Origin of the sequence: Mycobacterium sp. (assembly GCF_965230835.1) — a bacterium.
GTDB lineage: Bacteria > Actinomycetota > Actinomycetes > Mycobacteriales > Mycobacteriaceae > Mycobacterium.
The window spans coordinates 739,174-762,679 of the sequence record NZ_CBDDLW010000002.1 but is presented as its reverse complement, the minus strand read 5'-3'; the positions used below and the strand labels follow the sequence as shown (position 1 = coordinate 762,679).

The window sequence follows — 23,506 nt, the reverse complement described above, 5'->3', positions numbered from 1 at the left end:
GTGGCCAGCTGAACCGGTGCTTTTGGCAGTCACATACCCAAACATAGATTGCGAGCAATTGCTATCTAAGTTAAATTGCGGGTACCCCAACTCCCCGGAGGTAGCGGTGACCTACGACGTGATTGTTCGTGACGGACTGTGGTTCGACGGCACCGGCACCGCGCCACAGATCCGTACGTTGGGTATCAGGGATGGCGTGGTGTCGGTGGTGTCGACGGAGTTGCTTGACGAAACCGGCTGTCCTGAGGTGATCGATGCCGCGGGGAAGTGGGTCGTGCCCGGCTTCATCGACGTGCACACCCATTACGACGCCGAAGTTCTGCTCGACCCGGGTCTGCGCGAGTCGGTGCGCCACGGTGTCACTACGGTGCTGTTGGGCAACTGCTCGTTGTCGACGGTCTACGCCGACTCCGAAGACGCCGCGGACCTCTTCAGCCGGGTCGAGGCGGTACCGCGCGAATACGTCCTCGGCGCACTAGACACCAGCAAGACCTGGTCCACCGCGGCCCAATATGTGGCCGCGATCGATGCTCTGCCATTAGGTCCGAATGTGAGCTCGCTGCTTGGCCATTCAGATCTGCGGGCGGCGGTGCTCGGCCTGGAACGCGCCACCGATGACACCGTTCGGCCCACCGATGCCGAACTGGACAAAATGGCGAAATTGCTCGACGACGCGCTAGAAGCCGGGATGCTTGGCATGTCCGGGATGGATGCGGCGATCGACAAACTCGACGGTGACCGATTCCGATCACGTGCGCTGCCCTCCACTTTCGCGAGATGGCGTGAACGGCGCAAGCTGATTTCAGTGCTGCGCAGGCGCGGCCGAATCCTGCAGAGTGCGCCCAACGTGGCGATGCTGGCATCGGCATTGCTCTTCTTCGTGGCCAGTAGCCGGATATTCGGCCTTCGTCGCGGAGTCCGGATGAGCATGCTGGTTTCGGCCGACGCCAAGTCGATGCCGCTTGCGGTTCATGTCTTCGGGCGCGCTACCCGCTTGCTCAACGCGGTTTTAGGCTCCAGCGTCCGGTTCCAGCACCTGCCGGTACCGTTTGAGTTGTACTCCGACGGAATCGATCTGCCGGTCTTCGAAGAGTTCGGCGCCGGAACGGCTGCCCTCCATCTGCGTGAACAATTAGAGCGCAACGAGCTACTGGCCGACGAGTCCTACCGTCGGTGGTTCCGGCGTGAGTTCGACCGTGTCCGGCTCGGCCCGTCGTTGTGGCATCGGGATTTGCATGACGCGGTGATCGTCGAATGCCCGGACACCTCGTTGATCGGCAAGAGCTTCGGGTCGATAGCCGACGAGCGTGCACTGCACCCGCTCGACGCCTTCCTCGATGTGCTTGTAGAAAACGGTGAACGTAACGTTCGATGGACCACCATTGTCGCCAACCACCGGCCCAAACAGCTCAACAAGCTGGCCGCCGAGCCCAGCGTCCACATGGGTTTCTCCGACGCGGGCGCGCACCTGCGCAACATGGCTTTCTACAACTTCGGACTGCGACTGCTCAAGCGCACGCGGGATGCCTACCGGGCGGGGACGCCGTTCCTACCGGTGGAACGCGCGGTGCATCGGTTGACCGGCGAAGTGGCCGAGTGGTTTGGCATTGATGCCGGCACTTTGCGTGAGGGCGACCGTGCGGACTTCGTCGTGATCGACCCGGCCTTCCTCGACGAATCCGTGGATGGCTACCACGAGACTGAGGTTCCGTTCTATGGTGGCTTGCGGCGCATGGTCAATCGCAATGATGCGACGGTGGTTGCCACGGGCGTGGGCGGTGCAGTTGTCTTTCGCGCCGGGCAATTCCGTGCCGGCTACGGTCACACCGTGAGGTCGGGTCGTTACCTGAAGCGGGCAGGGGAGTGGGCTGCTCGTGCCGGGCAAACTACTGCCGTAGCTGCGGGTGGCTGAGATGGCCCGGACTCAGCAGCAGCGCCGCGAAGAAACCATCGGAAGGCTTCTCGATGCCAGCATCGAGACCATCATCGAGGTCGGGTATGCGCGGGCGTCAGCTGCGGTGATCGCCAAGCGTGCGGGAGTGTCTGCAGGGGCGCTTTTCCGGCACTTCGAAAGCATGGGTGATTTCATGGCGGCCACAGCGAACGAGGTGCTGCGTCGCCAGCTGGAGTCGTTCGCCAAGCAGGTTGCCGATATACCTTCCCACTGGCCGGCGCTGGACGCGGCGCTGGGAATACTGCGGGACATCACCAGTGGCCCGACCAACGCGGTCTTGTATGAACTGATGATCGCGGCGCGCACCGACGAGAAGCTGAAAGTCACCTTGCAAAACGTGCTCGAGCAATACTCGGCGAAGATCTACGATGCCGCATGTGCGCTGCCCGGGGTTGATTACTTCCGAGCGGAAACCGGCCCCGTCCTTGTGGCTTTGTTGACGAACGTATTCGACGGCGCAGCGGTGGTGCGAGGGGTGCTACCTCAACCCGAGATCGAAGAGCTGCGGATTCCGGTTTTGACGGAATTGCTGAACGGGCTGGGAGCCCGGTGAGTCACAGCGCTCCGACACTGGCGTGCGGGTCGAGAGCAAAGCCCCAGTCGAGCAGACTCCCAGCCTGATCCCAGTACGTCGGTCCGCCTTCCTTGATCAGTCCGTACATCATTGCGATCACTAGCCGACGGCCACCACGCGCAGCGGCGCCAATAAATGTCTTGCGGGCCGCGTTGGTATAGCCTGTCTTCCCGCCAATAGCGCCCGGGTACCGCTGTAGCAGCTCGTCTTGGTTGGTGATCGGGTGATCGCCGTCGTCACCAGGGAACATCGCTGATGGTTCGGCTGTGATCGTGGAGAACATCGGGTTGGCCATCGCTGCCCGGAAAATGACCGCTAGGTCGTGTGCGGTCGACCACCCGGAGCCGCCTGGTCCGTCGAGGCCAGACGGCGTCGATGCGTGAGTGGTTGTCGCGCCCAAGGCCGCGGCTTTGGCGTTCATCTTGGCAACGGCGACGTCGTGGCCGCCGAGCATGTGCGCCAGTGTGTTTGCTGCGTCGTTGCCCGAAACGAGAAGCAGGCCGTCGAGCAGTTGACGCGCGGTGTAGGTGCGTCCAGGTTTCACTCCGACGCAGTTGCACTCGACCTCGGTGTCCGCGGCATCGGCGACGACGGTGTCGTTTAGCTTGAGTTCGTCTAGCGCCACCAGTGCCAACAAGACTTTTATGGTGCTCGCCGGTGGATGGGCTACATTCTGGTCGCGACCGGCGAGCACCCGACCACTGTCGAGATCGGCAACGATCCAGGTCTGCGCTGGGCCGTCGGGGATGGGTGCGGAGCCGATCGGTCGAACACTTGAGTCGGCCGATGCGGGGACGGCGTTGATGGCGGCACCACAGGCGCCGACGGCGAGTGCAGCAATGACGGCGGCCATGAGATTTCGCATGGCCGAACAGTTTAACGACCGGCGGCATCCGGCGCCTAACGTCAACGGCGGCGCACGCCGCCGCGGTGCGGCCTATCCCTAGCGATCAACTGCGGATGGTGAGGTGTTGAATCGAGACATGTTGAGCCTTGCCGAAATCTCCGACCGGTTGGAGATCCAGCAGTTGCTGGTGGATTACTCCACGGCCATCGACCTACGCCGATTCGACGACCTTGACCAGGTGTTCACTCCCGACGCCTACATCGACTACCGGGCGCTCGGTGGCATTGATGGTAGGTATCCCGAAGTGAAAGCATGGCTTGCGCAAGTCTTGCCGAACTTCCCTGTGTATGCGCACATGCTGGGCAATTTCTCGGTACGCATCGAAGGCGATACCGCGTCGTCGCGGGTGATCTGTTTCAACCCGATGGTGCTTGGCGGAGATAGCGAGCAGGTGCTGTTCTGCGGGCTGTGGTACGACGACGAGTTTGTGCGTACCGCGGATGGATGGCGGATGTCCCGCCGCGTTGAAACCAAGTGCTTCCAGAAAGCGATGTAACGCAATCGGAGACTGCGCCGATTTCGGGCGCATTTCTGGCGTAGCCTCACCTCTGGCACAATGGGCGGCTGTCCGCCGCGCGACCCACTCCTACGGGGTGCTTGCGTGGTTGGTCACACACGCGAGGCAAAACCGGAGCCAGGCGATCCTGCCTGGGTCGCTGAATTGCAGCGTGACACATACAGGAGAAATCGCGTAACTATGGCTGTGAAGATCAAGTTGACCCGGCTTGGCAAGATCCGCAATCCCCAGTACCGCATCGCGGTTGCTGACGCTCGTACCCGGCGTGACGGCCGCTCGATCGAGGTGATTGGCCGGTATCACCCCAAGCAGGAGCCAAGCCTCATCGAAATCAACTCCGAGCGTGCCCAGTACTGGCTGTCAGTGGGGGCCCAACCCACCGAACCCGTCCTCAAGCTGCTGAAAATCACGGGCGACTGGCAGAAGTTCAAGGGTCTGCCCGGTGCCGAAGGTCGGTTGAAGGTCGCCCCGCCCAAGCCCAGCAAGCTTGAGCTGTTCAATGCCGCTTTGGCCGCCGCGGACGGCGCGCCCGCTGCAGAGGCCACCCGGCCTAAGAAAAAGGCTTCGGCCAAAAAGGCTGCCAAGGCTGCAGAACCCGACACTGCGTCCGGCTCTGAGGCCGAGGCCGCAACTAAGGCTGCGCAGACGGACGCGCCGGCCGACGGTGGCGAGCAGTCCGAGTCGACCACCGAAAGCTGACTCGCGCTGTGAGTACGGTCGTGGTCGACGCTGTCGAGCATTTGGTCCGTGGAATCGTCGACAACCCCGACGATGTCCGAGTAGACCTGGTGACCAGCCGGCGCGGGCGCACTGTGGAAGTCCACGTACATCCCGACGACCTTGGCAAGGTGATTGGTCGCGGGGGGCGTACCGCGACGGCGTTGCGAACGTTGGTAGCCGGCATCGGTGGCCGCGGTATCCGCGTTGACGTAGTGGACACCGATCGATAACAAAACGGTCCTCATGGAACTTCCGTGGAGCTGACAGTCGGGCGTGTGGTGAAAGCGCACGGCACCGCCGGTGAGGTCGTGGTCGAGGTTCGCACCGATGATCCAGATGCCCGGTTCGCGGTGGGTGCCACTTTGCGTGCTAGGTTGCCGGACCCCGGCAATCAGGAGTGCAACTTCGTGGTCGACGGTGTGCGCGAACATGGTGGGAGGCTGCTGGTCCGTTTGGCCGGAGTGACCGATCGTGACGCTGCCGACGCGCTGCGGCGCAGTTTGTTCGTCATTGACTCTGATGATCTACCGCCAATCGATCAGCCGGATACCTACTACGACCATCAGCTGGAAGGTCTTCTGGTACAGACGAAAACGGGGCTGGAAGTCGGCGTCGTTGCCGAGGTGTTGCACACCGCCGCCGGTGAGCTGCTGGCGGTGCGGTGCCCGTTGGCCGAGGGCGCCCGTGAACGCCACGAGGTGCTGGTGCCGTTCGTCGGCGCGATCGTCACGTCCGTGTCGTTGGGCGAAGGCATCATCGAGATCGATCCACCCGATGGCTTGCTGGATCTTGGATAGACGCGCACATTGCCATGAAAATTGACGTGGTCACGATTTTCCCGGCTTGCCTGGACCCACTGCGACAATCGCTGCCAGGTAAGGCGATTGAGTCTGGCCTGGTTGACTTGGGAGTGCACGATCTGCGGCGATGGACGCACGACGTGCACCACTCGGTGGACGACGCCCCTTACGGCGGGGGACCGGGAATGGTGATGAAGGCGCCGGTGTGGGGCGAAGCGCTTGATGAAGTTTGTTCTAGCGAAACTCTCTTGGTGGTCCCCACGCCCGCGGGCACGCTGTTTACTCAGGCCACTGCTCAGCGCTGGAGCGCCGAGGCACACCTGGTCTTTGCTTGCGGCCGCTATGAGGGCATTGACCAGCGCGTTGTTGAGGATGCCGCGCGGCGGTTGCGCGTCGAAGAGGTTTCAATCGGCGATTACGTACTGCCGGGCGGGGAGTCGGCTGCCGTCGTGATGATCGAAGCCGTGTTGAGGCTGTTGAATGGAGTCCTCGGAAATCCTGCATCGCATCACGATGACTCGCACTCCGCGGCTTTGCACCGATTGCTGGAGGGGCCGAGCTATACGCGGCCGCCGAGCTGGCGTGGTCTGGATGTCCCAGATGTCCTGCTATCCGGTGACCACGCTCGTATTGCCGCCTGGCGCAACGAGGTTTCGCTACAGCGCACCCGCGAGCGCCGTCCGGACTTGTCTCTCCCGGACTAGAGATTGCGGGGGTCAGATCCGGCCCTTGGGGAACATCGTTTTGACGGCTTGGGTGATCGTCGCTCTTGCGGTCGCATCATCGGAGTGCTGCAGCGATTCGATCACCATGATGTAGCGGCGATCAGAGCCGATCAGCCCGGTCGACAGGTGCAGCCAATTGCCACCGACGCAGCACATCCAGCCCTGCTTCACCGCGACCTGTTCGGCGTACAAACCATCCGGGATGCCGAACCGCTGCGGATAGCCATCGACACCGTTGGGTGTGGACTGGGCGAGGTCGTTGACGATGATGCCGGCTTTTTCCCGCGGCAGTCCGCCGGAGCCGTCGAGCAACATCTCGTAGTAGCGGATCAAGTCGGGTGAGGAGGTGATTGTGTTCCACCAGTGTCCGTCGCTCGGTGGTGCGGTTGACGCCAATCCGTATCGTTTGGCGACTTCGGTGATGATGGCGTTTTCGCCGTCTTGCTCCCAGAATCTCTGCGCGGCGCCGTCGTCAGAGGATCGCAACATGACATCCAATGCCTGCCGGTCCTCCTCGGACAGCGTCATCTTTCCCTCGGATTCCTGCAACAGGAGATCGTCGGCGATGAAGAGCTTGGCCACTGAGGCGGTGGCAACGATGTGGGTGTTTCCGTTGGAGAGCAGTTGGTGGGTATCACGGTCAAACAGCGCCACCGAGAGCGTCGCACCGCTAGCGGTAGCCTCGTCGGTCGCCTGCCTGATGCGCGTCCGCAGTCCGATCAACTCGCTGTCCAGCACCGCCCCCGGCGCTGCCGGTGGTGTGATCGCCCGCAGCATCAGTTCGACCAGCCGGGGTTGTGGTTGTCCATAAGGATGGGACGGCTTGCGCTCGGGAGCGCCGAACCGGCTCGCCGCTATTTTTGCCTCATAGCCGGCGACGCCAACTATCGCCATCACCAGTACTGCCACTACCGCGGTGAAAAACGTCAGCGACCGTGCACGCATTGCTTTGCTCCAACATCGCCAAGACCTGCAAGTGGGCGGCCACATCGCCATGTGCCCGGGTGTCCCGCCAGTCTCGGGTTCGACTCGCGCGGTTTGACCTACGTCATATCTACCATTGTCTGGCTCCCTGGAGCGCCTGCGGAGCACTAGCTTTCCTGTGATTTTTCCGGCATGCGCATCGTCTGGCACAATTGAGCAGTTGTCTCCAGTGGTTGTCGGCGGCTTGGGCCGCTTCGGACCTGCTGCGAGACGCGCTCAGAAGCCCGAAAACTATCGGCCTTGACGACTGACTCACGCCTGCGTGGGGCAGTCAACGGAGCCGCTACCGCAAGGAAGAGTCTTTCCCATGAACAGGCTGGACTTCGTCGACAAGGTGTCGCTGCGCGACGACATCCCGCCCTTCAACCCGGGCGACACGATCAACGTGCACGTCAAGGTGATCGAGGGCGCCAAAGAACGTATCCAGGTGTTCAAGGGCGCTGTGATTCGTCGCCAAGGCGGTGGCATCCGCGAGACGTTCACGGTGCGCAAGGAGAGCTACGGTGTGGGGGTCGAACGGACCTTTCCGGTGCATTCACCGAACATCGACCGCATCGAGGTGGTGACACGTGGTGACGTACGCCGCGCCAAGCTGTACTACCTGCGTGAACTTCGCGGCAAGAAAGCCAAGATCAAGGAGAAGCGCTGAGCGGGAACGCCTTGGTGACCATCCCGAGTCGCCTCGGCGGATTGGTTGGTGGTTGCTCAATGGTTTTATCGGGGCCCGACCGACGCTGGCTACGCTGATCTCGTGACCGAAACCACCGACTCCCCATCTGAGCCCCAGCCCGACGCTGTTCCGGTGCAGCCGAACCTCAGCTCGGGGGAGCCAAGTGCCCTTGGCGATGCTGTCGACGAGGTTTCTGACGTGGGTGCTGAGGCAGACGAACCCGACGAGCCGGAGCACGCCAAGGGGTCGACGCTGCGGGAACTCGCGATTCTGGCGGTTATCGCGGTGGTTCTCTACTACATAATGTTGACGTTCGTGGCTCGTCCTTACCTGATTCCATCGGAGTCTATGGAACCCACGTTGCACGGGTGCTCGACCTGTGTCGGCGACCGCATTTTGGTAGACAAACTCACCTATCGTTTCAGTTCACCGAAACCTGGCGACGTTGTCGTCTTCAAAGGGCCGCCGTCGTGGAACGTCAGCTACCATTCGATCCGTTCACAGAACACCGCACTGCGCTGGCTGCAGAATGCGCTGTCGTTCATCGGCTTCGTACCTCCCGATGAGAACGACCTGGTCAAGCGTATTATTGCGGTCGGCGGACAGACCGTCCAGTGTCGGTCAGATACCGGTCTTACCGTTGACGGCAAGCGGCTCAAGGAGCCCTACCTGGATCCGGACACCATGAATGCAGACCCGGCGGTGTACCCGTGCCTGGGTAGCGAGTTCGGACCGATCACCGTTCCACCCGACCGCATTTGGGTGATGGGCGACAACCGGACTCACTCCGCGGATTCGCGTGCGCACTGTGCGTTGTTGTGTACTGGCGATCCGATGTCGGGAACGGTGCCTGTTGGCAACGTCATCGGGAAAGCCAGGTTCATCGTGTGGCCTCCCTCTCGATGGGGTTCGGTGAGTTCGCCGAACCCGCAGCAGGGCCAGTAGCCATGGCCACGACTTGGCCACCTCGAGCTGTGGTCCGCAGGTCCGGGGGCTCGCGGGGGATGCGCACCCTGGAGTCCGCGTTGCACCGCGGCGGTCTGGGGCCGGTGGCAGGAGTCGACGAGGTGGGTCGTGGTGCCTGCGCTGGTCCGCTGGTGGTAGCGGCCTGCGTATTGGGGCCGGGGCGACCGGCCAGCCTCGACGCCCTCAACGATTCGAAAAAACTCAGCCCCAAAGCGCGGGAGCAGCTATTCCCCTTGCTCTGTCGCCACGCGCTGGCGTATCACATAGTGTTCATTCCGTCGGTCGAGGTAGACCGCCGCGGCGTGCATGTGGCCAATATCGAAGGTATGCGGCGTGCGGTGGCTGGGCTGGAGGTGCGGCCCGGGTATGTCCTAAGTGACGGTTTTCGAGTGCCGGGCCTGCCGGTGCCGTCACTGCCGGTGGTCGGTGGCGATGCGGCGGCCGCTTGCATAGCCGCGGCAAGCGTGCTGGCCAAAGTCAGCCGGGACCGGTTGATGGTCGCAATGGACGCCGACCACCCTGGCTACGGCTTTGGCGAGCACAAGGGCTATAGCACAGCCGCGCACAGCCGGGCGTTGGCCCGACTAGGGCCCTGCCCGCAGCACCGATACTCGTTCGTGAACGTCCGTCGGGCGGCGGTCGCGTGTACCGCTTCGCCGTTGGTCGGAACCGAACCGGACCCTCCCGGCGAGGACGGCGAAATCCGGTGAGGAAGGATGGGGCCAGAGTTTCAACCCGGCGGCGCGGGTCACCAGTGGGCTTTCGGGGCCCATAGGGCTCTCAGCGTGTAAGTCGGGCACATTGTCGGGGAGAGGGACGTCTGAGCAGATGAGTGCTGAGGATCTCGAAAAGTACGAGACCGAGATGGAGCTCTCGCTGTACCGCGAATACAAAGACATCGTCGGCCAGTTCAGCTACGTCGTAGAAACCGAAAGACGCTTCTATTTGGCAAACAGTGTTGAGATGGTGCCGCGCAACGCCGACGGCGAGGTCTACTTCGAGCTGCGACTGGCCGACGCCTGGGTGTGGGACATGTACCGGCCGGCGCGGTTTGTCAAGCAGGTGCGGGTGATCACGTTCAAAGACGTCAACATCGAAGAAGTCGAGAAACCCGAACTGCGGCTGCCCGAGTAGGTGGCTCCATGCGCAGCGGCCGGCTGGGCGGAGCTGCTGTTGGGCCGGCGATTGCTCATGCCGAACGCCCGTTGAGTCCGCTCTTGCCGACAGAGCGGTTTGCAACCCATGTACGTTGAGGCCGTGAGGTTCCAGCGCTTAGCCGCGTCTCGTGACATCCTCGCCGACTACGACGAGCATGCGGCAACGGTCACGTCGCGAAAACGCGAAGCCGCAGGTCTGCGGGCCGTCGCCGTGTCGCTGCAGCGTGCGCTGGAGCAGATGGGCGCGGTGCGTGCCGCAGCGGCTCTGGCGCGGTTGAATCAGCGCAAAGGCTTCGATTGTCCCGGTTGTGCGTGGCCGGAGGCGCACGGCGGGCGAAAGTTGGCTGAGTTCTGCGAGAACGGTGCGAAAGCCGTCGCTGAGGAGGCCACAAAGCGCACGGTGACGCCGGATTTCTTCGCCCGGCACTCGATCAGTGAGCTTTCCGCTAAGCCCGAGTATTGGCTGTCTCAGCAGGGCCGCCTCACGCACCCCATGGTGTTGCGTCCGGGGTCGGAGAGCGGCGGAGACTACTATCGACCGATCAGCTGGGATGCCGCCTACCGGCTGATCGCTGAGCAGCTCAATTCGTTGGACAGTCCCGATCGGGCTGTGTTCTATACGTCCGGACGTACGAGTAACGAGGCGGCGTTTTGCTATCAACTGTTGGTTCGCTGCCTGGGCACGAACAACCTGCCCGACTGCTCCAACATGTGCCACGAGTCCTCGGGTGTAGCGCTGACCGAGTCGATTGGCATCGGTAAGGGTACGGTCACCGTCGACGACGTCGAGCATGCCGACCTCATTGTCATCGCTGGACAAAATCCAGGCACGAACCATCCGCGGATGCTGTCGGTACTGGAAAAAGCAAAGTCCCGCGGCGCAAAGATCGTCGCCGTCAACCCGTTGCCCGAGGCGGGTTTGATCCGGTTTAAGGACCCGCAGAAAGTCAACGGCGTCGTGGGCCACGGCACTTCGATCGCCGACGAGTTCGTCCAGATCCGCATCGGCGGCGATATGGCGTTGTTTGCCGGGTTGGGCAAATTGCTCCTCGAAGCTGACAACCGTGCTGAGGGCACCGTTGTTGATCGGGCGTTCGTCGACCAGCACTGTGCCGGGTTCGATGACTATCGGCGCCGCACACTCGCGATCGATATCGACACCGTGCTCGGCGCGACCGGTGTCCAACGAGCACAACTCGACCGGATTGCTGAGATGTTGATGGCGTCACGGCGCACCGTCGTGTGTTGGGCGATGGGCTTGACTCAGCACCGCCACGCGGTTGCCACGATTGCCGAGGTCACCAATCTGCTCTTGCTGCGCGGCATGATCGGCAAGCCGGGTGCGGGCGTGTGTCCGGTGCGCGGGCATTCCAACGTGCAGGGCGACCGCACGATGGGAATCTGGGAGCAGATGCCCGAGGAGTTTTTGGCGTCGCTGGACCGTCAGTTCGGCATTGTCAGTCCGCGCAAACATGGCTATGACACTGTCGCCGCGATCCGCGCCATGCGGGATGGAAGAGCGACGGTGTTTGTGGGGATGGGCGGCAACTTCGCGTCGGCTACCCCCGACACTGAGGTAACCGAGGCGGCCTTGCGTAGTTGCGCACTGACCGTGCAGATTTCAACGAAGCTCAACCGCAGCCACCTCGTCCACGGTGCGACTGCACTGATTCTGCCGACGCTGGGCCGCACCGATCGAGACATGCGCGATGGGCGCAAACAGTTGGTCTCGGTCGAGGATTCGATGTCGATGGTGCATCTGTCCCGGGGCAGCCTGCATCCTCCCAGCGATCAGCTTCGCAGCGAAGTTGAGATTGTCTGCCAGCTGGCTCGCCAGCTCTTCGGTCCAGGCCACCCGGTGCCGTGGGAGCGGTTCGCCGGTGACTACGACACGATCCGCGACGCGATCGCGGCGGTGGTTCCCGGCTGCGAAGACTACAACCGCAAAGTACGCGCGCCCGACGGATTCCAGCTGCCGAACCCGCCGCGCGACGCGCGTGAATTCCGGACCAGCACGGGAAAAGCCAACTTCGCGGTGTACCCGCTGCAGTGGGTCTCGGTGCCGCCCGGCCGGCTGGTGTTGCAGACACTTCGCAGTCACGATCAGTACAACACCACGATCTACGGACTTGACGACCGGTATCGCGGCGTCAAGGGCGGTCGCAGGGTGGTATTTATCAACCCTGCTGATATCGCGGCGCTGGGGTTGAACGCAGGCGACCGCGTCGACTTGGTGTCGGAGTGGACCGACGCCGACAACCGCGTGCAAGAACGACGGGCATCGGATTTCCTGGTGGTGGCCTATTCGACTCCAGTGGGCAATGCCGCCGCCTACTATCCGGAGACCAATCCGCTGGTTCCGCTAGATCACACTGCGGCCGCATCGAACACCCCGGTGTCAAAAGCGATCATCATCCGTGTTGAACCGGTGACGTAGTGAGGCACGTCACGACGCGTCGGCGTGTCACGCATCTCACCTCCGATCAGGCGATCACCCGCTTGGACACGCTGGCCGTCGAAGAACCGCTCGAAATCCGTGTCAACGGAACTGCGGTGACGGTGACCATGCGTACTCCCGGCTCGGATATTGAGCTTGCGCAAGGCTTTCTGCTCGCCGAAGGGGTGATCGCACATCGCGAAGATGTGCTGACCGCTCGTTACTGCGGCGGTCGCGGGGATGACGGCGCCAATACTTACAACGTCCTCGATGTCACCCTTGCGCCGAGCGCACGGCTGCCCGATCTAGACGTAACCCGCAACTTCTACACCACATCCTCGTGCGGAGTGTGCGGTAAGGCATCGCTGGAATCGGTGCGGCTGATCAGCCGGTTCGCCCCTGGCGACGATCCCGCCACCGTCGCCGCGGCAACCCTGAAGGATTTGCCGAGCCAGCTTCGGAGCGCGCAGAAGGTATTTGCGACTACCGGTGGGCTGCACGCCGCGGCGCTGTTCGGAGTGGACGGATCAATGTGCGCCGTGCGAGAGGACATTGGCCGCCACAATGCAGTGGACAAGGTCATCGGCTGGGGGCTGGAGCAGGATCGAATACCGCTGGGAGCGTCGGTGCTCCTGGTCAGTGGACGGGCCTCGTTCGAGTTGACGCAGAAGGCGCTGATGGCCGGTATTCCCGTACTGGCCGCCGTTTCCGCACCGTCGTCGCTGGCGGTCTCGTTGGCCGAAGAGTCGGGGATCACGCTGGTGGCGTTCTTGCGGGATGATTCGATGAACGTTTACACCAGGGCGGACCGCGTCACATAGCCGACGTAGATCGCGCTTGGGGATCAATGCCCAACTGGGGACAGCTAATAGGTCTTGCGGTGTTGGGCCATCAGGCGGGGGCGGCGATGTCAGAGGCGGCACGCAATGTGGGCGTATGACAACCCTGAAGACGATGACTCGGGCGCAGCTGGGCGCCTTGGGCGAGCAGTTGGCTGTCGATTACCTGGATCGCCTGGGATCGCGGATCTTGGACCGCAACTGGCGCTGTCGCTACGGCGAACTTGACGTAATCGCCTGCGATGCGGCCGCAGAAACGGTGGTGTTTGTCGAGGTCAAGACCCGCACCGGAGACGGCTATGGCGGGTTGGCGCACGCGGTCACCGAGACCAAGGTCCGCCGGTTACGCCGCCTGGCCGGATTGTGGCTGGCTGGTCAGGACCAGCGCTGGGCCGCAGTCCGGCTCGATGTGATCGGTGTGCGGATCGGCCGTAACCGGAACCCGGAACTCACCCATCTGAAGGGAATCGGCTGATGGCGTTGGGGCGTGCGTTCTCGGTGGCCGTGCGTGGTTTGGACGGGGAAACAGTGGAGATCGAAGCAGACATCACCTCGGGCTTGCCGGGTGTGCACCTGGTGGGTCTTCCGGATGCGGCGCTGCAGGAGTCTCGCGACCGAGTCCGGGCGGCGGTCACCAACTGCGGCAATAGCTGGCCAATGGCTCGGTTAACGCTCGCGCTATCGCCGGCCACGCTACCCAAGATGGGATCGGTGTACGACTGCGCCCTGGCAGCTGCGGTGCTGTCGGCCCAGCGAAAAAAGCCCTGGCACCGTCTGCAGACGACAGTGCTGCTCGGGGAGTTGTCGTTGGATGGCAGGGTGCGGCCGGTGCGCGGCGTGCTGCCTGCCGTGCTTGCCGCCAAACGCGATGGCTGGTCGGCCGTCGTTGTTCCGGCGGGCAACCTCGCCGAAGCCAGCTTGGTGGACGGTATCGACGTCTGGGGTGTTCGCACTCTGGGACAACTGCAGAGCTGGCTCAACGGGTCGGTGGGCTTGGCCGAGAGGATCACCACCGCCGCCACAGTCGGGGAGGGGGCTGCCGAACTGGCCGACGTCGTCGGGCAATCCCAAGCACGCTTCGCGGTCGAAGTAGCCGCAGCCGGGGCTCATCACCTGATGTTGACTGGACCGCCAGGGGTGGGCAAAACCATGTTGGCTCAACGGCTGCCGGGAATATTGCCGGCATTGCGGGACAGTGAGGCGCTTGAGGTCACCGCCATCCATTCGATAGCCGGACTGCTGTCCGAGGACACCCCGCTGATCACTAAGCCGCCATTCGTTGCGCCACATCACAGTTCCAGCGTCGCGGCGCTGGTCGGCGGGGGCTCGGGGATGGCCCGGCCGGGCGCCGCCAGCTGCGCGCATCGTGGGGTGCTGTTCCTAGACGAGTGCGCAGAGGTCAGTGCCAGCGCGCTGGACGCATTGCGGACACCGTTGGAGGACGGCGAAGTTCGCCTCGCACGTCGCGACGGTGTGGCATGTTATCCGGCCCGCTTCCAGCTGGTGCTGGCGGCAAACCCATGCCCGTGCGCACCGGCTGATCCGCGGGACTGTATCTGTGCGCCGGCGGCCAAACGACGTTATCTGGGCAGACTGTCCGGGCCACTGCTCGACCGGGTAGACCTGCGCGCGCACCTGCATCCGGTGCGCGGCGGGGTTTTTGCGGCCGCGGACGGCGAGTCGACGGCGCAGGTGCGCCGTCGGGTGGCGCTGGCCCGGGATGCCGCGGCCGAGCGTTGGCGGCCGCACGGTTTTCGCACCAACGCCGAGGTAAGCGGGCCGCTGCTGCGACGGAAGTTCCGTCCCGGTAGCGCTGCGATGGACCCGCTGCGCACGGCGCTAGAACGTGGGTTGCTCAGCATCCGCGGCCTAGATCGCACCTTGCGGGTCGCCTGGAGCTTGGCCGACTTGGCCGGCAGAACCGCGCCGGGCCTGGACGAAGCTGCGGCTGCGCTGAGTTTCCGGCAACCGGGACTGCAGCGATGAGTTGTCCACCGTCGGTCGACGATCCCGTGTCGCGGGCCTGGGCATATCTTTCTAGAGTTGCCGAACCGCCATGCGCTGAACTCGCTGAACTGGTGCGATGTTCTGGTCCGGTGGAAGCAGCTGACCGGATCCAGCGCGGGCTGGTCAGTGGCAATCTGAGGCGACACACCGAATCCAGGCGTGGAATCGACCGAGCTGCACACGATCTTGAACAGCTCGCTCGCAGAGGTGGGCGGTTGATCACTCCGGACGACGACGAATGGCCGGGTTTTGCGTTTGCTGCGTTCGGAGGTGCCGGAGTGCAGGCGCGGCGACCCTGTGCAGGTCCGCCGCTGGTGTTGTGGGCTGTGGGGCCCGCGCGTCTCGACAAGACTGCGGAGCGAGCTGCTGCCGTGGTTGGGACCAGGGCTGCGACAGCATATGGCGAACACATGGCGGCCGATTTGGCTGTTGGGTTGGCCCAACGCGACGTCGCTGTTGTTTCCGGAGCTGCCTACGGCATCGATGGCGCAGCTCATCGGGCAGCGCTGGCGTGCGATGGAAGCACTGTCGCGGTTCTCGCGAGCGGGTTGGATGTGCACTATCCGGCCGGTCATGCGGGGCTGCTGCATCGCATTGCCCAGCATGGGCTTTTGTTCACCGAGTACCCGCTCGGCATTCGTCCGGCCCGGCACAGGTTTTTGACCCGCAATCGTTTGGTGGCTGCCGTTGCAGGAGCTGCTGTGGTGGTTGAAGCAGGCTTGCGCAGCGGCGCTGCGAATACCGCCGCCTGGGCGCGGGCGTTGGGCCGGGTGGTCGCTGCGGTGCCCGGGCCGGCGACTTCGTCGGCGTCGGCTGGTTGCCACAATCTGCTGCGTGATGGCGCCGAGCTGGTTACCCGCGCCGACGATGTCGTCGAGTTGGTCGGTCGCATCGGTGAGCTAGCCCCGGAAGAACCGCGGCCTACCACAGTGTTCGATCAGCTCAGCGCCGCCGAACGCCACGTCTACGACGCGTTGCCGGGTCGCGGCACAGCCACGATCGATGAGATCGCCGTAGCCGCTGCGCTGGTGCCCGCACAGATATTGGGCCCGTTAGCGACCCTCGAGGTAGCCGGGTTGGCCGAGCAGCGCGAGGGCCGGTGGCGAATCGTGCGAGCTGGTCCCGCCCAGGCCGCGGCCGAACCCATCAAGCAGCGGCTCGTATAGTCGACATGGGGCTGAGTCTGGACAGGAGCAAAATTGGCGGGTCGACCAGTGCAAACCTTCGAAGTCGTTGGTACCCAACAACTCGCACCGCACATGATTCGGGTGGTGCTTGGCAGTAACGACTTCGACACCTTCGTGCCGAGCAAGTTCACCGACTCCTACATCAAGCTGGTTTTCCTCGCCGACGATGTCGATGTCGCCGCTTTGCCCCGCCCGCTGACCCAGGACCGTTTTGCTGAACTGCCGCCGGAGATGCAGCCTTCAGTGCGGACGATGACCGTTCGTCGCGTCGACGTTGCCGCCCGCCAGATTGCCGTGGATATCGCCGTACATGGCGAGCACGGGGTCGCCGGTCCATGGGCGCGCGCAGCCCAACCCGGACAGCCCGTGTACGTGATGGGTCCAGGTGGTGCCTACACCCCCGACCCGGCCGCTGACTGGCACCTGTTGGCAGGTGATGAATCCGCGCTTCCGGCCATCGCCACCGCCTTAGAAGCGTTGCCTGCCAATGCAATCGGCAAGGTATTCATTGAGGTTCCCGGCCCTGACGACGAGATGCCGTTGATCGCGCCGGAGTCGGTTGAGATTAATTGGGTCTATCGGGGTGGGCGCGCCGACTTGGCTCCCGAGAACCGCGCCGGCGACTTCGCGCCGCTGATCGAGGCGGTCACCAACACCCGTTGGCTCCCCGGGCAGGTGCACGTCTTCATTCACGGCGAGGCGCAAGCTGTCATGCATAACTTGCGTCCCTATATTCGCAATGTGCGTGGTGTTGACGCTAAGTGGGCAGCATCGATCTCCGGCTATTGGCGGCGCGGACGCACCGAAGAGTCGTTCCGGAAGTGGAAGAAAGAACTCGCTGAGGCGGAGTCCGGGGCGCAATAGCGGGCAGCCTGATCGCCGCATGGCATGGTCGAAGAATGGCACTCTCACCTCATTTTGGGGATTACCAGTTCGAAATCTATCTGCAGGGCCTTTCGGGAGTGGTGCCGTCGCTGCCGATGGCCTTCGCGGAGCTAGAGTCCAAGGCGTCCGCGGCGATCCCGCCGCCGGTGTGGTCGTATGTAGCCGGTGGCGCCGGCGACGAACGCACTCAGCGTGCCAACGTCACCGCCTTCGAGCGTTGGGGTCTGATCCCGCGGATGCTGGTTGGCGCGGCACAGCGCGATCTGTCGGTACAGCTGTTCGGGATGACGCTGCCATCACCGATTTTCATGGCGCCGATCGGAGTCATCGGGTTGTGCGCACAGGACGGCCACGGCGATCTGGCGGCCGCCCGCGCCGCCGCCCGCACTGGGGTCCCGATGGTCGCGTCGACGCTGACGACAGACCCGATGGAGGACGTCGCAGCCGAGTTCGGCGCGACTCCGGGCTTTTTTCAGTTGTATACGCCCACCGACCGCGACCTGGCTGCCAGCCTGGTGCGGCGTGCCGAGGCCGCCGGGTACAAGGGAATCGTCGTTACGTTGGATACCTGGGTGCCGGGTTGGCGCCCGCGTGACTTGGCGACATCGAATTTCCCTCAGTTGCGCGGGCACTGTCTGGCCAACTACACCAGCGATCCGGTATTTCGCGCCGGTTTGCAAAAACCGCCGGAAGACGACCCGCAGGCCGCGGTGCTGCACTGGATTCGGCTCTTCGGCAGCCCACTGACGTGGGATGACCTTCCTTGGCTGCGTTCGCTGACAACGCTGCCGCTGATTCTCAAAGGCATCTGTCACCCTGATGACGCGCGCCGAGCGCGCGACGGCGGTGTTGACGGCATCTACTGCTCCAACCACGGTGGTCGGCAAGCAAACGGCGGCCTGCCCGCGCTGGATTGTCTGTCCGGGGTAGTCGAGGCGGCAGCCGGACTGCCGGTGTTGTTCGACTCTGGAGTCCGCAGCGGTGCCGACGTCGTCAAAGCGCTGGCGCTCGGCGCGACCGCCGTTGGTCTCGGCCGTCCCTATGCGTACGGCTTGGCTCTTGGAGGCGTCGACGGGATCGTGCACGTGCTGCGCATGATGCTTGCCGAGGCAGATTTGATCATGGCCGTCGACGGCTACCCCACGCTTAAAGATCTCACCCCGGAAACGCTGCGGCGCGTCGACTGACACTGGCCGCGTTGTGTCTGCGAGCGTGGGGGAGTGCCCGATCACAGTGCGGCTATCCTCGACGAATTCGACGACTACCTGGCTTTGCAATGCGGTCGTTCGGTGCACACCCGCCGCGCCTATCTGGGCGATCTGCGGTCACTATTCGCTTTTCTCGCTGACCACGCAGCTAGCCTGGAGGCCTTGAGCCTGCCCGTGCTGCGTTCCTGGCTGGCCGTGGCTGCTGGTTCCGGGGCAGCGCGGACGACGTTGGCCCGGCGTACCTCTGCGGTCAAAGCCTTCACCGCGTGGGCAGCCCGGCGTGGTCTGTTGTCCGCCGACCCCGCGGTGCGGCTGCAAGTACCCAAGGCCCATCGCGTACTGCCGTCTGTGCTGCGCCAGGACCAGGCGTTGGAGGCTATGTCGGCCGCTAGATCTGGAGCCGAGCAAGGTGATCCGCTGGCATTGCGGGACCGGCTGATCGTCGAGCTGTTGTATGCCAGCGGGATCCGAGTGAGTGAACTCTGTGGCCTGGACGTCGACGACATCGACGCTGGGCATCGGCTGTTGAGAGTGCTTGGCAAGGGCAACAAGCAGCGCACCGCGCCTTATGGTGAGCCGGCTGCCGAAGCGTTGCGAGCCTGGCTGGCCGACGGCCGACCAGCGCTGGTCAACGCGGAGTCCGGACCTGCGCTGCTGCTCGGCGCGCGCGGCCGGCGGCTCGACGTACGGCAGGCCCGCACCGTGGTCCACCAGACCGTGGCCGCCGTCGACGGCGCACCCGACATGGGGCCACACGGGCTGCGGCACAGTGCGGCGACCCACCTCCTTGAAGGCGGTGCCGACCTGAGGGTTGTCCAAGAGTTGCTCGGTCATTCCAGCCTGGCCACCACGCAGCTCTACACCCATGTCGCGGTTTCGCGACTGCGGGCGGTGCACGATCAGGCTCATCCGCGGGCCTGACGCGCCCTCGTTCGGTGCGACCCGGCAGATTGTTGTGACGCACGCTAGCCGCCTAGCGGCTTGAGTCGTATCCGGGTAGAGGCCAGCAGCCCCAGCGGGTCGAGGTAGTGGGCTGCTGACGCCGGACCCCACCGCGCTCCCCAATGCAAGCACGCGGTCACCGGGCAGCCGGGATGCCCCGCCACCAGCGTGCCGATCATCGTCTTATCTGTGACCAGCTGGCCGGCTTGAACGGTCACGTTGACCGGTTCATAGCTGGTGTATAGCCCGCCCGGGTGGGCCAGGGAAATGACCGGTCGGCCCGCGAGCGACCCGGCGTAGACGACGGTCGCGGACCCCGCGGCGTAGACCGCCTGACCAGGAGCGCCGGCCAGATCCACACCTCGGTGCCCCCGACGCCAATCAGGCGACGGAGCGTCGAATTGTCTGACCACGGTGCTGGACGGTCGCAATGGCCACGCCAGTCGGGAGCCGTCCGCGCGAGCCGGGGCCGTAAACGCCAGCGCCGAGCACAGGATCAGCATCGCCCACCGCACCTGCCCAGTTCAGCGCCGCGACGGCGACGAAGCCAACCGCATTCGCCGTTGTGTGGACAGTGCTCGCTCTGTGGACCGCTGCCGGGCGAAAAACTACCAGCTGGGTCCGTGTAAACTGCTCGGCGCAGCTCGTTAACGGGCTGACTTCGCGCGCCTGCACCGCGGCTCTGTTTCTGGGGGTTCGCAACGGCATGCCGGGCGGTCCCGCGGCGGTTTTCTCCTTCAGGGGGATCTCGGTCCACGGGTTCGGCATCGCAGCAGGCGCCAGGGCCCGGCGTCACCCGATACCGGGTAAACAACCGACAACCACTAAGGAATAGCCGGCCATGGCTGTTGTAACCATGAAACAGCTGCTTGACAGCGGCACCCACTTCGGGCACCAGACCCGTCGCTGGAACCCCAAGATGAAGCGGTTCATCTTCACCGACCGCAACGGCATCTACATCATCGACTTGCAGCAGACGCTGACCTCCATTGACAAGGCATATGAGTTTGTCAAGGAAACGGTGGCCCATGGGGGCTCCGTGCTGTTCGTCGGCACCAAGAAACAGGCTCAGGAGTCGGTGGCCGCCGAGGCCACCCGCGTCGGTATGCCGTATGTGAACCAGCGTTGGCTGGGCGGCATGCTCACCAACTTCTCCACTGTGCACAAGAGGCTGCAGCGGCTCAAAGAGCTAGAAGCGATGGAGCAGACCGGTGGCTTCGAGGGGCGCACCAAGAAGGAGATCTTGGGCTTGACCCGGGAGAAGAACAAGCTGGACCGCAGCCTTGGCGGTATCCGCGATATGTCGAAGGTGCCCTCGGCCATCTGGGTCGTCGACACGAACAAGGAGCACATCGCCGTCGGTGAGGCCCGCAAGCTGGGCATCCCGGTCATCGCAATCCTCGACACCAACTGCGATCCCGACGAGGTCGACTACCCAGTCCCGGGCAACGACGACGCGATCCGTTCGGCTGCCTTGCTCACCAAGGTGATCGCCTCGGCGGTCGCCGAGGGCCTGCAGGCCAGGGCCGGGCTAAGCCGCGGCGACGGCAAACCCGAGGCTGAAGCCGCCGAGCCGCTGGCCGAATGGGAGCAAGAGCTGCTGGCGACAGCAACTTCCGCAACTGCATCACCCAGTACCCCGACGGACGCCGCTGCCGGCGAAACCGAATCAACCCCTTCGGAAGGCTGATATGGCGAACTTCACCGCCGGAGACGTTAAGAGGCTCCGGGAACTGACCGGTGCCGGAATGCTCGCGTGCAAGAACGCGCTGGTCGAATCGGACGGCGACTTCGACAAAGCTGTCGAGGCCCTGCGGATCAAGGGCGCCAAAGACGTCGGCAAACGCGCCGAACGGGCGACAGCCGAGGGCTTGGTCGCTGCCAAGGACGGCGCGCTCATCGAGCTGAACTGCGAGACTGACTTTGTCGCCAAGAATGCTGAATTTCAGGCGTTGGCGAATCAGATCGTTGCTGCCGCTGCCGCAGCCAACGCGGTTGACGTCGAGGCGCTCAAGGGTGCCAGCACCGGTGACGTGACCGTCGAGCAGGCGATCGCGGAGCTGTCGGCCAAGATCGGCGAGAAGCTTGAGCTGCGCCGCGTCGCCTCGTTTGACGGAACTGTCGAAACCTACCTGCACCGGCGTTCGGCCGATTTGCCGCCAGCGGTGGGCGTTCTGGTCGAGTACCAAGGCGGCGGCCAGGCGGGTGTCGAGGCCGCGCACGCGGTTGCGCTGCAGATCGCCGCGCTGAAGGCGCGTTACCTCTCCCGGGACGACGTGCCCGAGGATGTCGTGGCCAGCGAACGCCGGATCGCCGAAGAGACCGCCAAGGCCGAAGGCAAGCCCGAGCAGGCGCTACCCAAGATCATCGAGGGCAGGTTGGCCGGCTTCTTCAAGGACTCCGTATTGCTCGAACAGGCTTCGGTTTCGGATAGCAAGAAGACAGTCAAAACCCTGCTTGACGAGGCCGGCGTGACCGTGACGCGGTTTGTTCGGTTCGAGGTGGGGCAGGCCTAGCCCGGCGAGGAGAAGCTAGGAGCTTCGATCAGGGACACAACCGCCACCAAGCTACGGGCCGCAACCGGGCTAGCGTCGTGCGTATGCCACGGATACACGCTTTTGGTGATGATGCCCTCGGCGATTTCGACACGGTCGGTCTCAGTGAGGCGATCCGGTCTGGTCAGGTCGCCCGAGCCGAGGTCGTTGAGGCCGCGATCGCGCGCGCGGAAGCGGTCAATCCGGCCCTAAACGGATTGGCTTTTGCGGCGTTTGACGTGGCGCGGGGCGCCGACATAGATCGGCAGCGCGACATCAGCGGCTTCTTTTCGGGCGCGCCGAGTTTCATTAAGGACAACGTCGACGTAGCCGGACAGCCGACGATGCGCGGCACTGACGCGTGGGTGCCGCAGCCGGCGGTCAATGACAGCGAGATAGCGCGGGTATTTCTGGGCAGCGGGCTGATCTCACTCGGCAAAACGCAGATGTCAGAGTTCGGCTTCAGCGCGGCCGCCGAACATCCGCGACTGGGTCCGGTCCGCAATCCATGGAATACCGACTACACCGCCGGCGCGTCGTCGGCCGGATCAGGAGCGTTCGTCGCCGCGGGCGTGGTCCCGATTGCCCACGCCAACGACGGGGGCGGTTCGATTCGCATCCCGGCCGCTTGCAATGGTCTGGTCGGACTCAAGCCGTCGCGCGGCCGGTTGCCGTTGGACCCACAGCTGCGGCGGCTGCCACTGGTTATCGTCGCCAATGGAGTGCTGACTCGCTCGGTGCGCGACACCGCTGTTTTTTATCGAGAGGCGGAGCGCAGCTGGCAGCCCCACCGACTGCCACCGATCGGGAACGTCGCTGGGCCCGGAAAGCGGCGGCTGAAGATTGCTGTGGTAACTCGTTCGGTTGACCGCGAATGCGGGCCCGAAATGCGAGAACTAACACTCAAGACCGCTGGGCTGCTTGATGAGCTCGGACACCACGTTGAACGCCTTGACCGGTTCCCGGTGTCCAACAACGTGCCCGTCGACTTCGTGCTGTATTGGGGCCTGCTGGCATTGGCCCAGTCGCGAACCGGCCGGCTGGCGTTCGGAAACTCGTTCCAGCGCGCCCGGCTGGACAATCTGACGTTAGGTCTAGCCAGGCATGCCAGTCGCAACATTGCCCGGCTGCCAGCTGCGATCGCTCGGCTGCGCAGGCTTCGTCGGCGCAGCGCTCAGTTCTTCGGTACCTATGACGCTTTGCTTACGCCGACCGTCGCCGATCCGACGCCTCGGGTCGGATATCTCGCGCCGGTTGATTTTCAGGAGGTGCTCGATCGGCTCAGTGATTGGGTCGCCTTCACGCCGCTGCAGAATGTCACCGGTGCACCTGCGATCTCATTGCCCCTGGCCCAATCGGCGGATGGCATGCCGGTGGGCATGATGCTTTCAGCGGACGTGGGACACGAGGCTCGGCTCCTCGAACTGGCCTATGAACTTGAAGAGGCCCGTCCCTGGGCCAAGATTCACGCCCAGGGGTAACACTGCGCTTGG

Annotated in this window: 24 protein-coding genes and 1 pseudogene; 22 read left to right on the top strand and 3 right to left on the bottom strand. The window is 63.9% G+C overall.

The window, feature by feature from the left end; genetic code table 11:
* Positions 1 to 58: 58 nt before the first annotated feature.
* A complete protein-coding gene (locus ACO07W_RS03990; protein ID WP_421840992.1) occupies positions 59 to 1,912 on the top strand; it encodes an N-acyl-D-amino-acid deacylase family protein in 1,854 nt (617 codons plus the stop codon).
* Between the two features lies 1 nt (position 1,913).
* Complete coding sequence (locus ACO07W_RS03985) at positions 1,914 to 2,507, top strand: TetR/AcrR family transcriptional regulator (RefSeq protein WP_421840990.1); 594 nt, start codon at positions 1,914 to 1,916, stop codon at positions 2,505 to 2,507.
* Position 2,508: 1 nt separating this feature from the next.
* Here ACO07W_RS03985 and ACO07W_RS03980 read toward each other — a convergent pair whose 3' ends face one another.
* Positions 2,509 to 3,393, bottom strand: coding sequence for a D-alanyl-D-alanine carboxypeptidase family protein (locus tag ACO07W_RS03980; protein ID WP_421840988.1), 885 nt, complete (start codon positions 3,391 to 3,393; stop codon positions 2,509 to 2,511).
* 118 nt (positions 3,394 to 3,511) lie between these two features.
* Here ACO07W_RS03980 and ACO07W_RS03975 point away from each other — a divergent pair, with 118 nt between their 5' ends.
* The 5 genes from ACO07W_RS03975 to trmD all read left to right on the top strand — a co-directional run bounded on the left by ACO07W_RS03975 (position 3,512) and on the right by trmD (position 6,176).
* Positions 3,512 to 3,931 (top strand): nuclear transport factor 2 family protein, encoded by a 420-nt coding sequence (locus ACO07W_RS03975; protein ID WP_421845795.1) that lies wholly within the window; start codon positions 3,512 to 3,514, stop codon positions 3,929 to 3,931.
* 201 nt (positions 3,932 to 4,132) lie between these two features.
* Positions 4,133 to 4,651, top strand: a complete 519-nt coding sequence (rpsP, locus tag ACO07W_RS03970; RefSeq protein ID WP_421840986.1) for a 30S ribosomal protein S16 — start codon at positions 4,133 to 4,135, stop codon at positions 4,649 to 4,651.
* 8 nt (positions 4,652 to 4,659) lie between these two features.
* On the top strand, positions 4,660 to 4,902 hold the full coding sequence (locus tag ACO07W_RS03965; protein ID WP_085180768.1) for an RNA-binding protein: 243 nt from the start codon (positions 4,660 to 4,662) through the stop codon (positions 4,900 to 4,902).
* Positions 4,903 to 4,926: 24 nt separating this feature from the next.
* Positions 4,927 to 5,469, top strand: coding sequence for a ribosome maturation factor RimM (rimM, locus tag ACO07W_RS03960; RefSeq protein ID WP_421840983.1), 543 nt, complete (start codon positions 4,927 to 4,929; stop codon positions 5,467 to 5,469).
* Between the two features lie 14 nt (positions 5,470 to 5,483).
* Positions 5,484 to 6,176 carry a tRNA (guanosine(37)-N1)-methyltransferase TrmD gene (gene trmD / locus ACO07W_RS03955; protein WP_421840981.1) on the top strand — a complete coding sequence of 231 codons (693 nt, stop codon included), beginning with the start codon at positions 5,484 to 5,486 and terminating at the stop codon, positions 6,174 to 6,176.
* A 12-nt stretch (positions 6,177 to 6,188) separates the two neighbouring features.
* On the opposite strand, the gene ACO07W_RS03950 is transcribed toward trmD, so the two are convergent.
* A complete protein-coding gene (locus ACO07W_RS03950; RefSeq protein WP_421840979.1) occupies positions 6,189 to 7,142 on the bottom strand; it encodes a hypothetical protein in 954 nt (317 codons plus the stop codon).
* 346 nt (positions 7,143 to 7,488) lie between these two features.
* Here ACO07W_RS03950 and rplS point away from each other — a divergent pair, with 346 nt between their 5' ends.
* From rplS to ACO07W_RS03890, 12 genes and pseudogenes are all read left to right on the top strand, one after another.
* Positions 7,489 to 7,830, top strand: coding sequence for a 50S ribosomal protein L19 (gene rplS, locus ACO07W_RS03945; RefSeq protein ID WP_421840977.1), 342 nt, complete (start codon positions 7,489 to 7,491; stop codon positions 7,828 to 7,830).
* Between the two features lie 102 nt (positions 7,831 to 7,932).
* Complete coding sequence (gene lepB / locus ACO07W_RS03940) at positions 7,933 to 8,796, top strand: signal peptidase I (protein ID WP_421840975.1); 864 nt, start codon at positions 7,933 to 7,935, stop codon at positions 8,794 to 8,796.
* Positions 8,797 to 8,798: 2 nt separating this feature from the next.
* Positions 8,799 to 9,576: pseudogene (locus ACO07W_RS03935) on the top strand (ribonuclease HII); the annotation flags it as partial.
* 69 nt (positions 9,577 to 9,645) lie between these two features.
* Entirely contained in the window at positions 9,646 to 9,951 is a 306-nt protein-coding gene (locus tag ACO07W_RS03930; RefSeq protein ID WP_066983311.1) for a DUF2469 domain-containing protein, read from the top strand.
* A gap of 108 nt (positions 9,952 to 10,059) precedes the next feature.
* A complete protein-coding gene (locus tag ACO07W_RS03925; protein WP_421840973.1) occupies positions 10,060 to 12,411 on the top strand; it encodes an FdhF/YdeP family oxidoreductase in 2,352 nt (783 codons plus the stop codon).
* Positions 12,411 to 13,232 (top strand): formate dehydrogenase accessory sulfurtransferase FdhD, encoded by an 822-nt coding sequence (gene fdhD, locus ACO07W_RS03920; protein ID WP_421840971.1) that lies wholly within the window; start codon positions 12,411 to 12,413, stop codon positions 13,230 to 13,232. Before ACO07W_RS03925 ends, fdhD begins: the two co-directional genes overlap by 1 nt.
* 115 nt (positions 13,233 to 13,347) lie before the next feature.
* On the top strand, positions 13,348 to 13,725 hold the full coding sequence (locus ACO07W_RS03915; RefSeq protein WP_421840969.1) for a YraN family protein: 378 nt from the start codon (positions 13,348 to 13,350) through the stop codon (positions 13,723 to 13,725).
* On the top strand, positions 13,725 to 15,236 hold the full coding sequence (locus tag ACO07W_RS03910) for a YifB family Mg chelatase-like AAA ATPase (protein WP_421840968.1): 1,512 nt from the start codon (positions 13,725 to 13,727) through the stop codon (positions 15,234 to 15,236). Before ACO07W_RS03915 ends, ACO07W_RS03910 begins: the two co-directional genes overlap by 1 nt.
* The gene (gene dprA / locus ACO07W_RS03905) at positions 15,233 to 16,423 is read left to right on the top strand and encodes a DNA-processing protein DprA (protein WP_421840966.1); all 1,191 of its coding nucleotides are present in this window, start codon (positions 15,233 to 15,235) and stop codon (positions 16,421 to 16,423) included. Before ACO07W_RS03910 ends, dprA begins: the two co-directional genes overlap by 4 nt.
* Before the next feature lie 33 nt (positions 16,424 to 16,456).
* Positions 16,457 to 17,308 (top strand): siderophore-interacting protein, encoded by an 852-nt coding sequence (locus tag ACO07W_RS03900; RefSeq protein WP_421840964.1) that lies wholly within the window; start codon positions 16,457 to 16,459, stop codon positions 17,306 to 17,308.
* A gap of 35 nt (positions 17,309 to 17,343) precedes the next feature.
* Entirely contained in the window at positions 17,344 to 18,516 is a 1,173-nt protein-coding gene (locus ACO07W_RS03895; RefSeq protein WP_421840962.1) for an alpha-hydroxy-acid oxidizing protein, read from the top strand.
* Between the two features lie 33 nt (positions 18,517 to 18,549).
* Positions 18,550 to 19,458: a tyrosine recombinase XerC gene (locus ACO07W_RS03890; protein ID WP_421840960.1), complete on the top strand. Its 909-nt coding sequence runs from the start codon at positions 18,550 to 18,552 to the stop codon at positions 19,456 to 19,458.
* Between the two features lie 44 nt (positions 19,459 to 19,502).
* Here the strand turns inward: ACO07W_RS03890 and ACO07W_RS03885 are convergent, their stop codons facing one another.
* Positions 19,503 to 19,994 carry a M23 family metallopeptidase gene (locus ACO07W_RS03885; RefSeq protein WP_421840958.1) on the bottom strand — a complete coding sequence of 164 codons (492 nt, stop codon included), beginning with the start codon at positions 19,992 to 19,994 and terminating at the stop codon, positions 19,503 to 19,505.
* Between the two features lie 326 nt (positions 19,995 to 20,320).
* Here ACO07W_RS03885 and rpsB point away from each other — a divergent pair, with 326 nt between their 5' ends.
* The 3 genes from rpsB to ACO07W_RS03870 all read left to right on the top strand — a co-directional run bounded on the left by rpsB (position 20,321) and on the right by ACO07W_RS03870 (position 23,494).
* Entirely contained in the window at positions 20,321 to 21,169 is an 849-nt protein-coding gene (gene rpsB / locus ACO07W_RS03880; protein WP_421840956.1) for a 30S ribosomal protein S2, read from the top strand.
* Position 21,170: 1 nt separating this feature from the next.
* Positions 21,171 to 21,995: a translation elongation factor Ts gene (gene tsf / locus ACO07W_RS03875; protein WP_421840954.1), complete on the top strand. Its 825-nt coding sequence runs from the start codon at positions 21,171 to 21,173 to the stop codon at positions 21,993 to 21,995.
* 83 nt (positions 21,996 to 22,078) lie between these two features.
* Positions 22,079 to 23,494 carry an amidase gene (locus tag ACO07W_RS03870; RefSeq protein WP_421840953.1) on the top strand — a complete coding sequence of 472 codons (1,416 nt, stop codon included), beginning with the start codon at positions 22,079 to 22,081 and terminating at the stop codon, positions 23,492 to 23,494.
* The last annotated feature ends 12 nt before the right edge of the window (positions 23,495 to 23,506 follow it).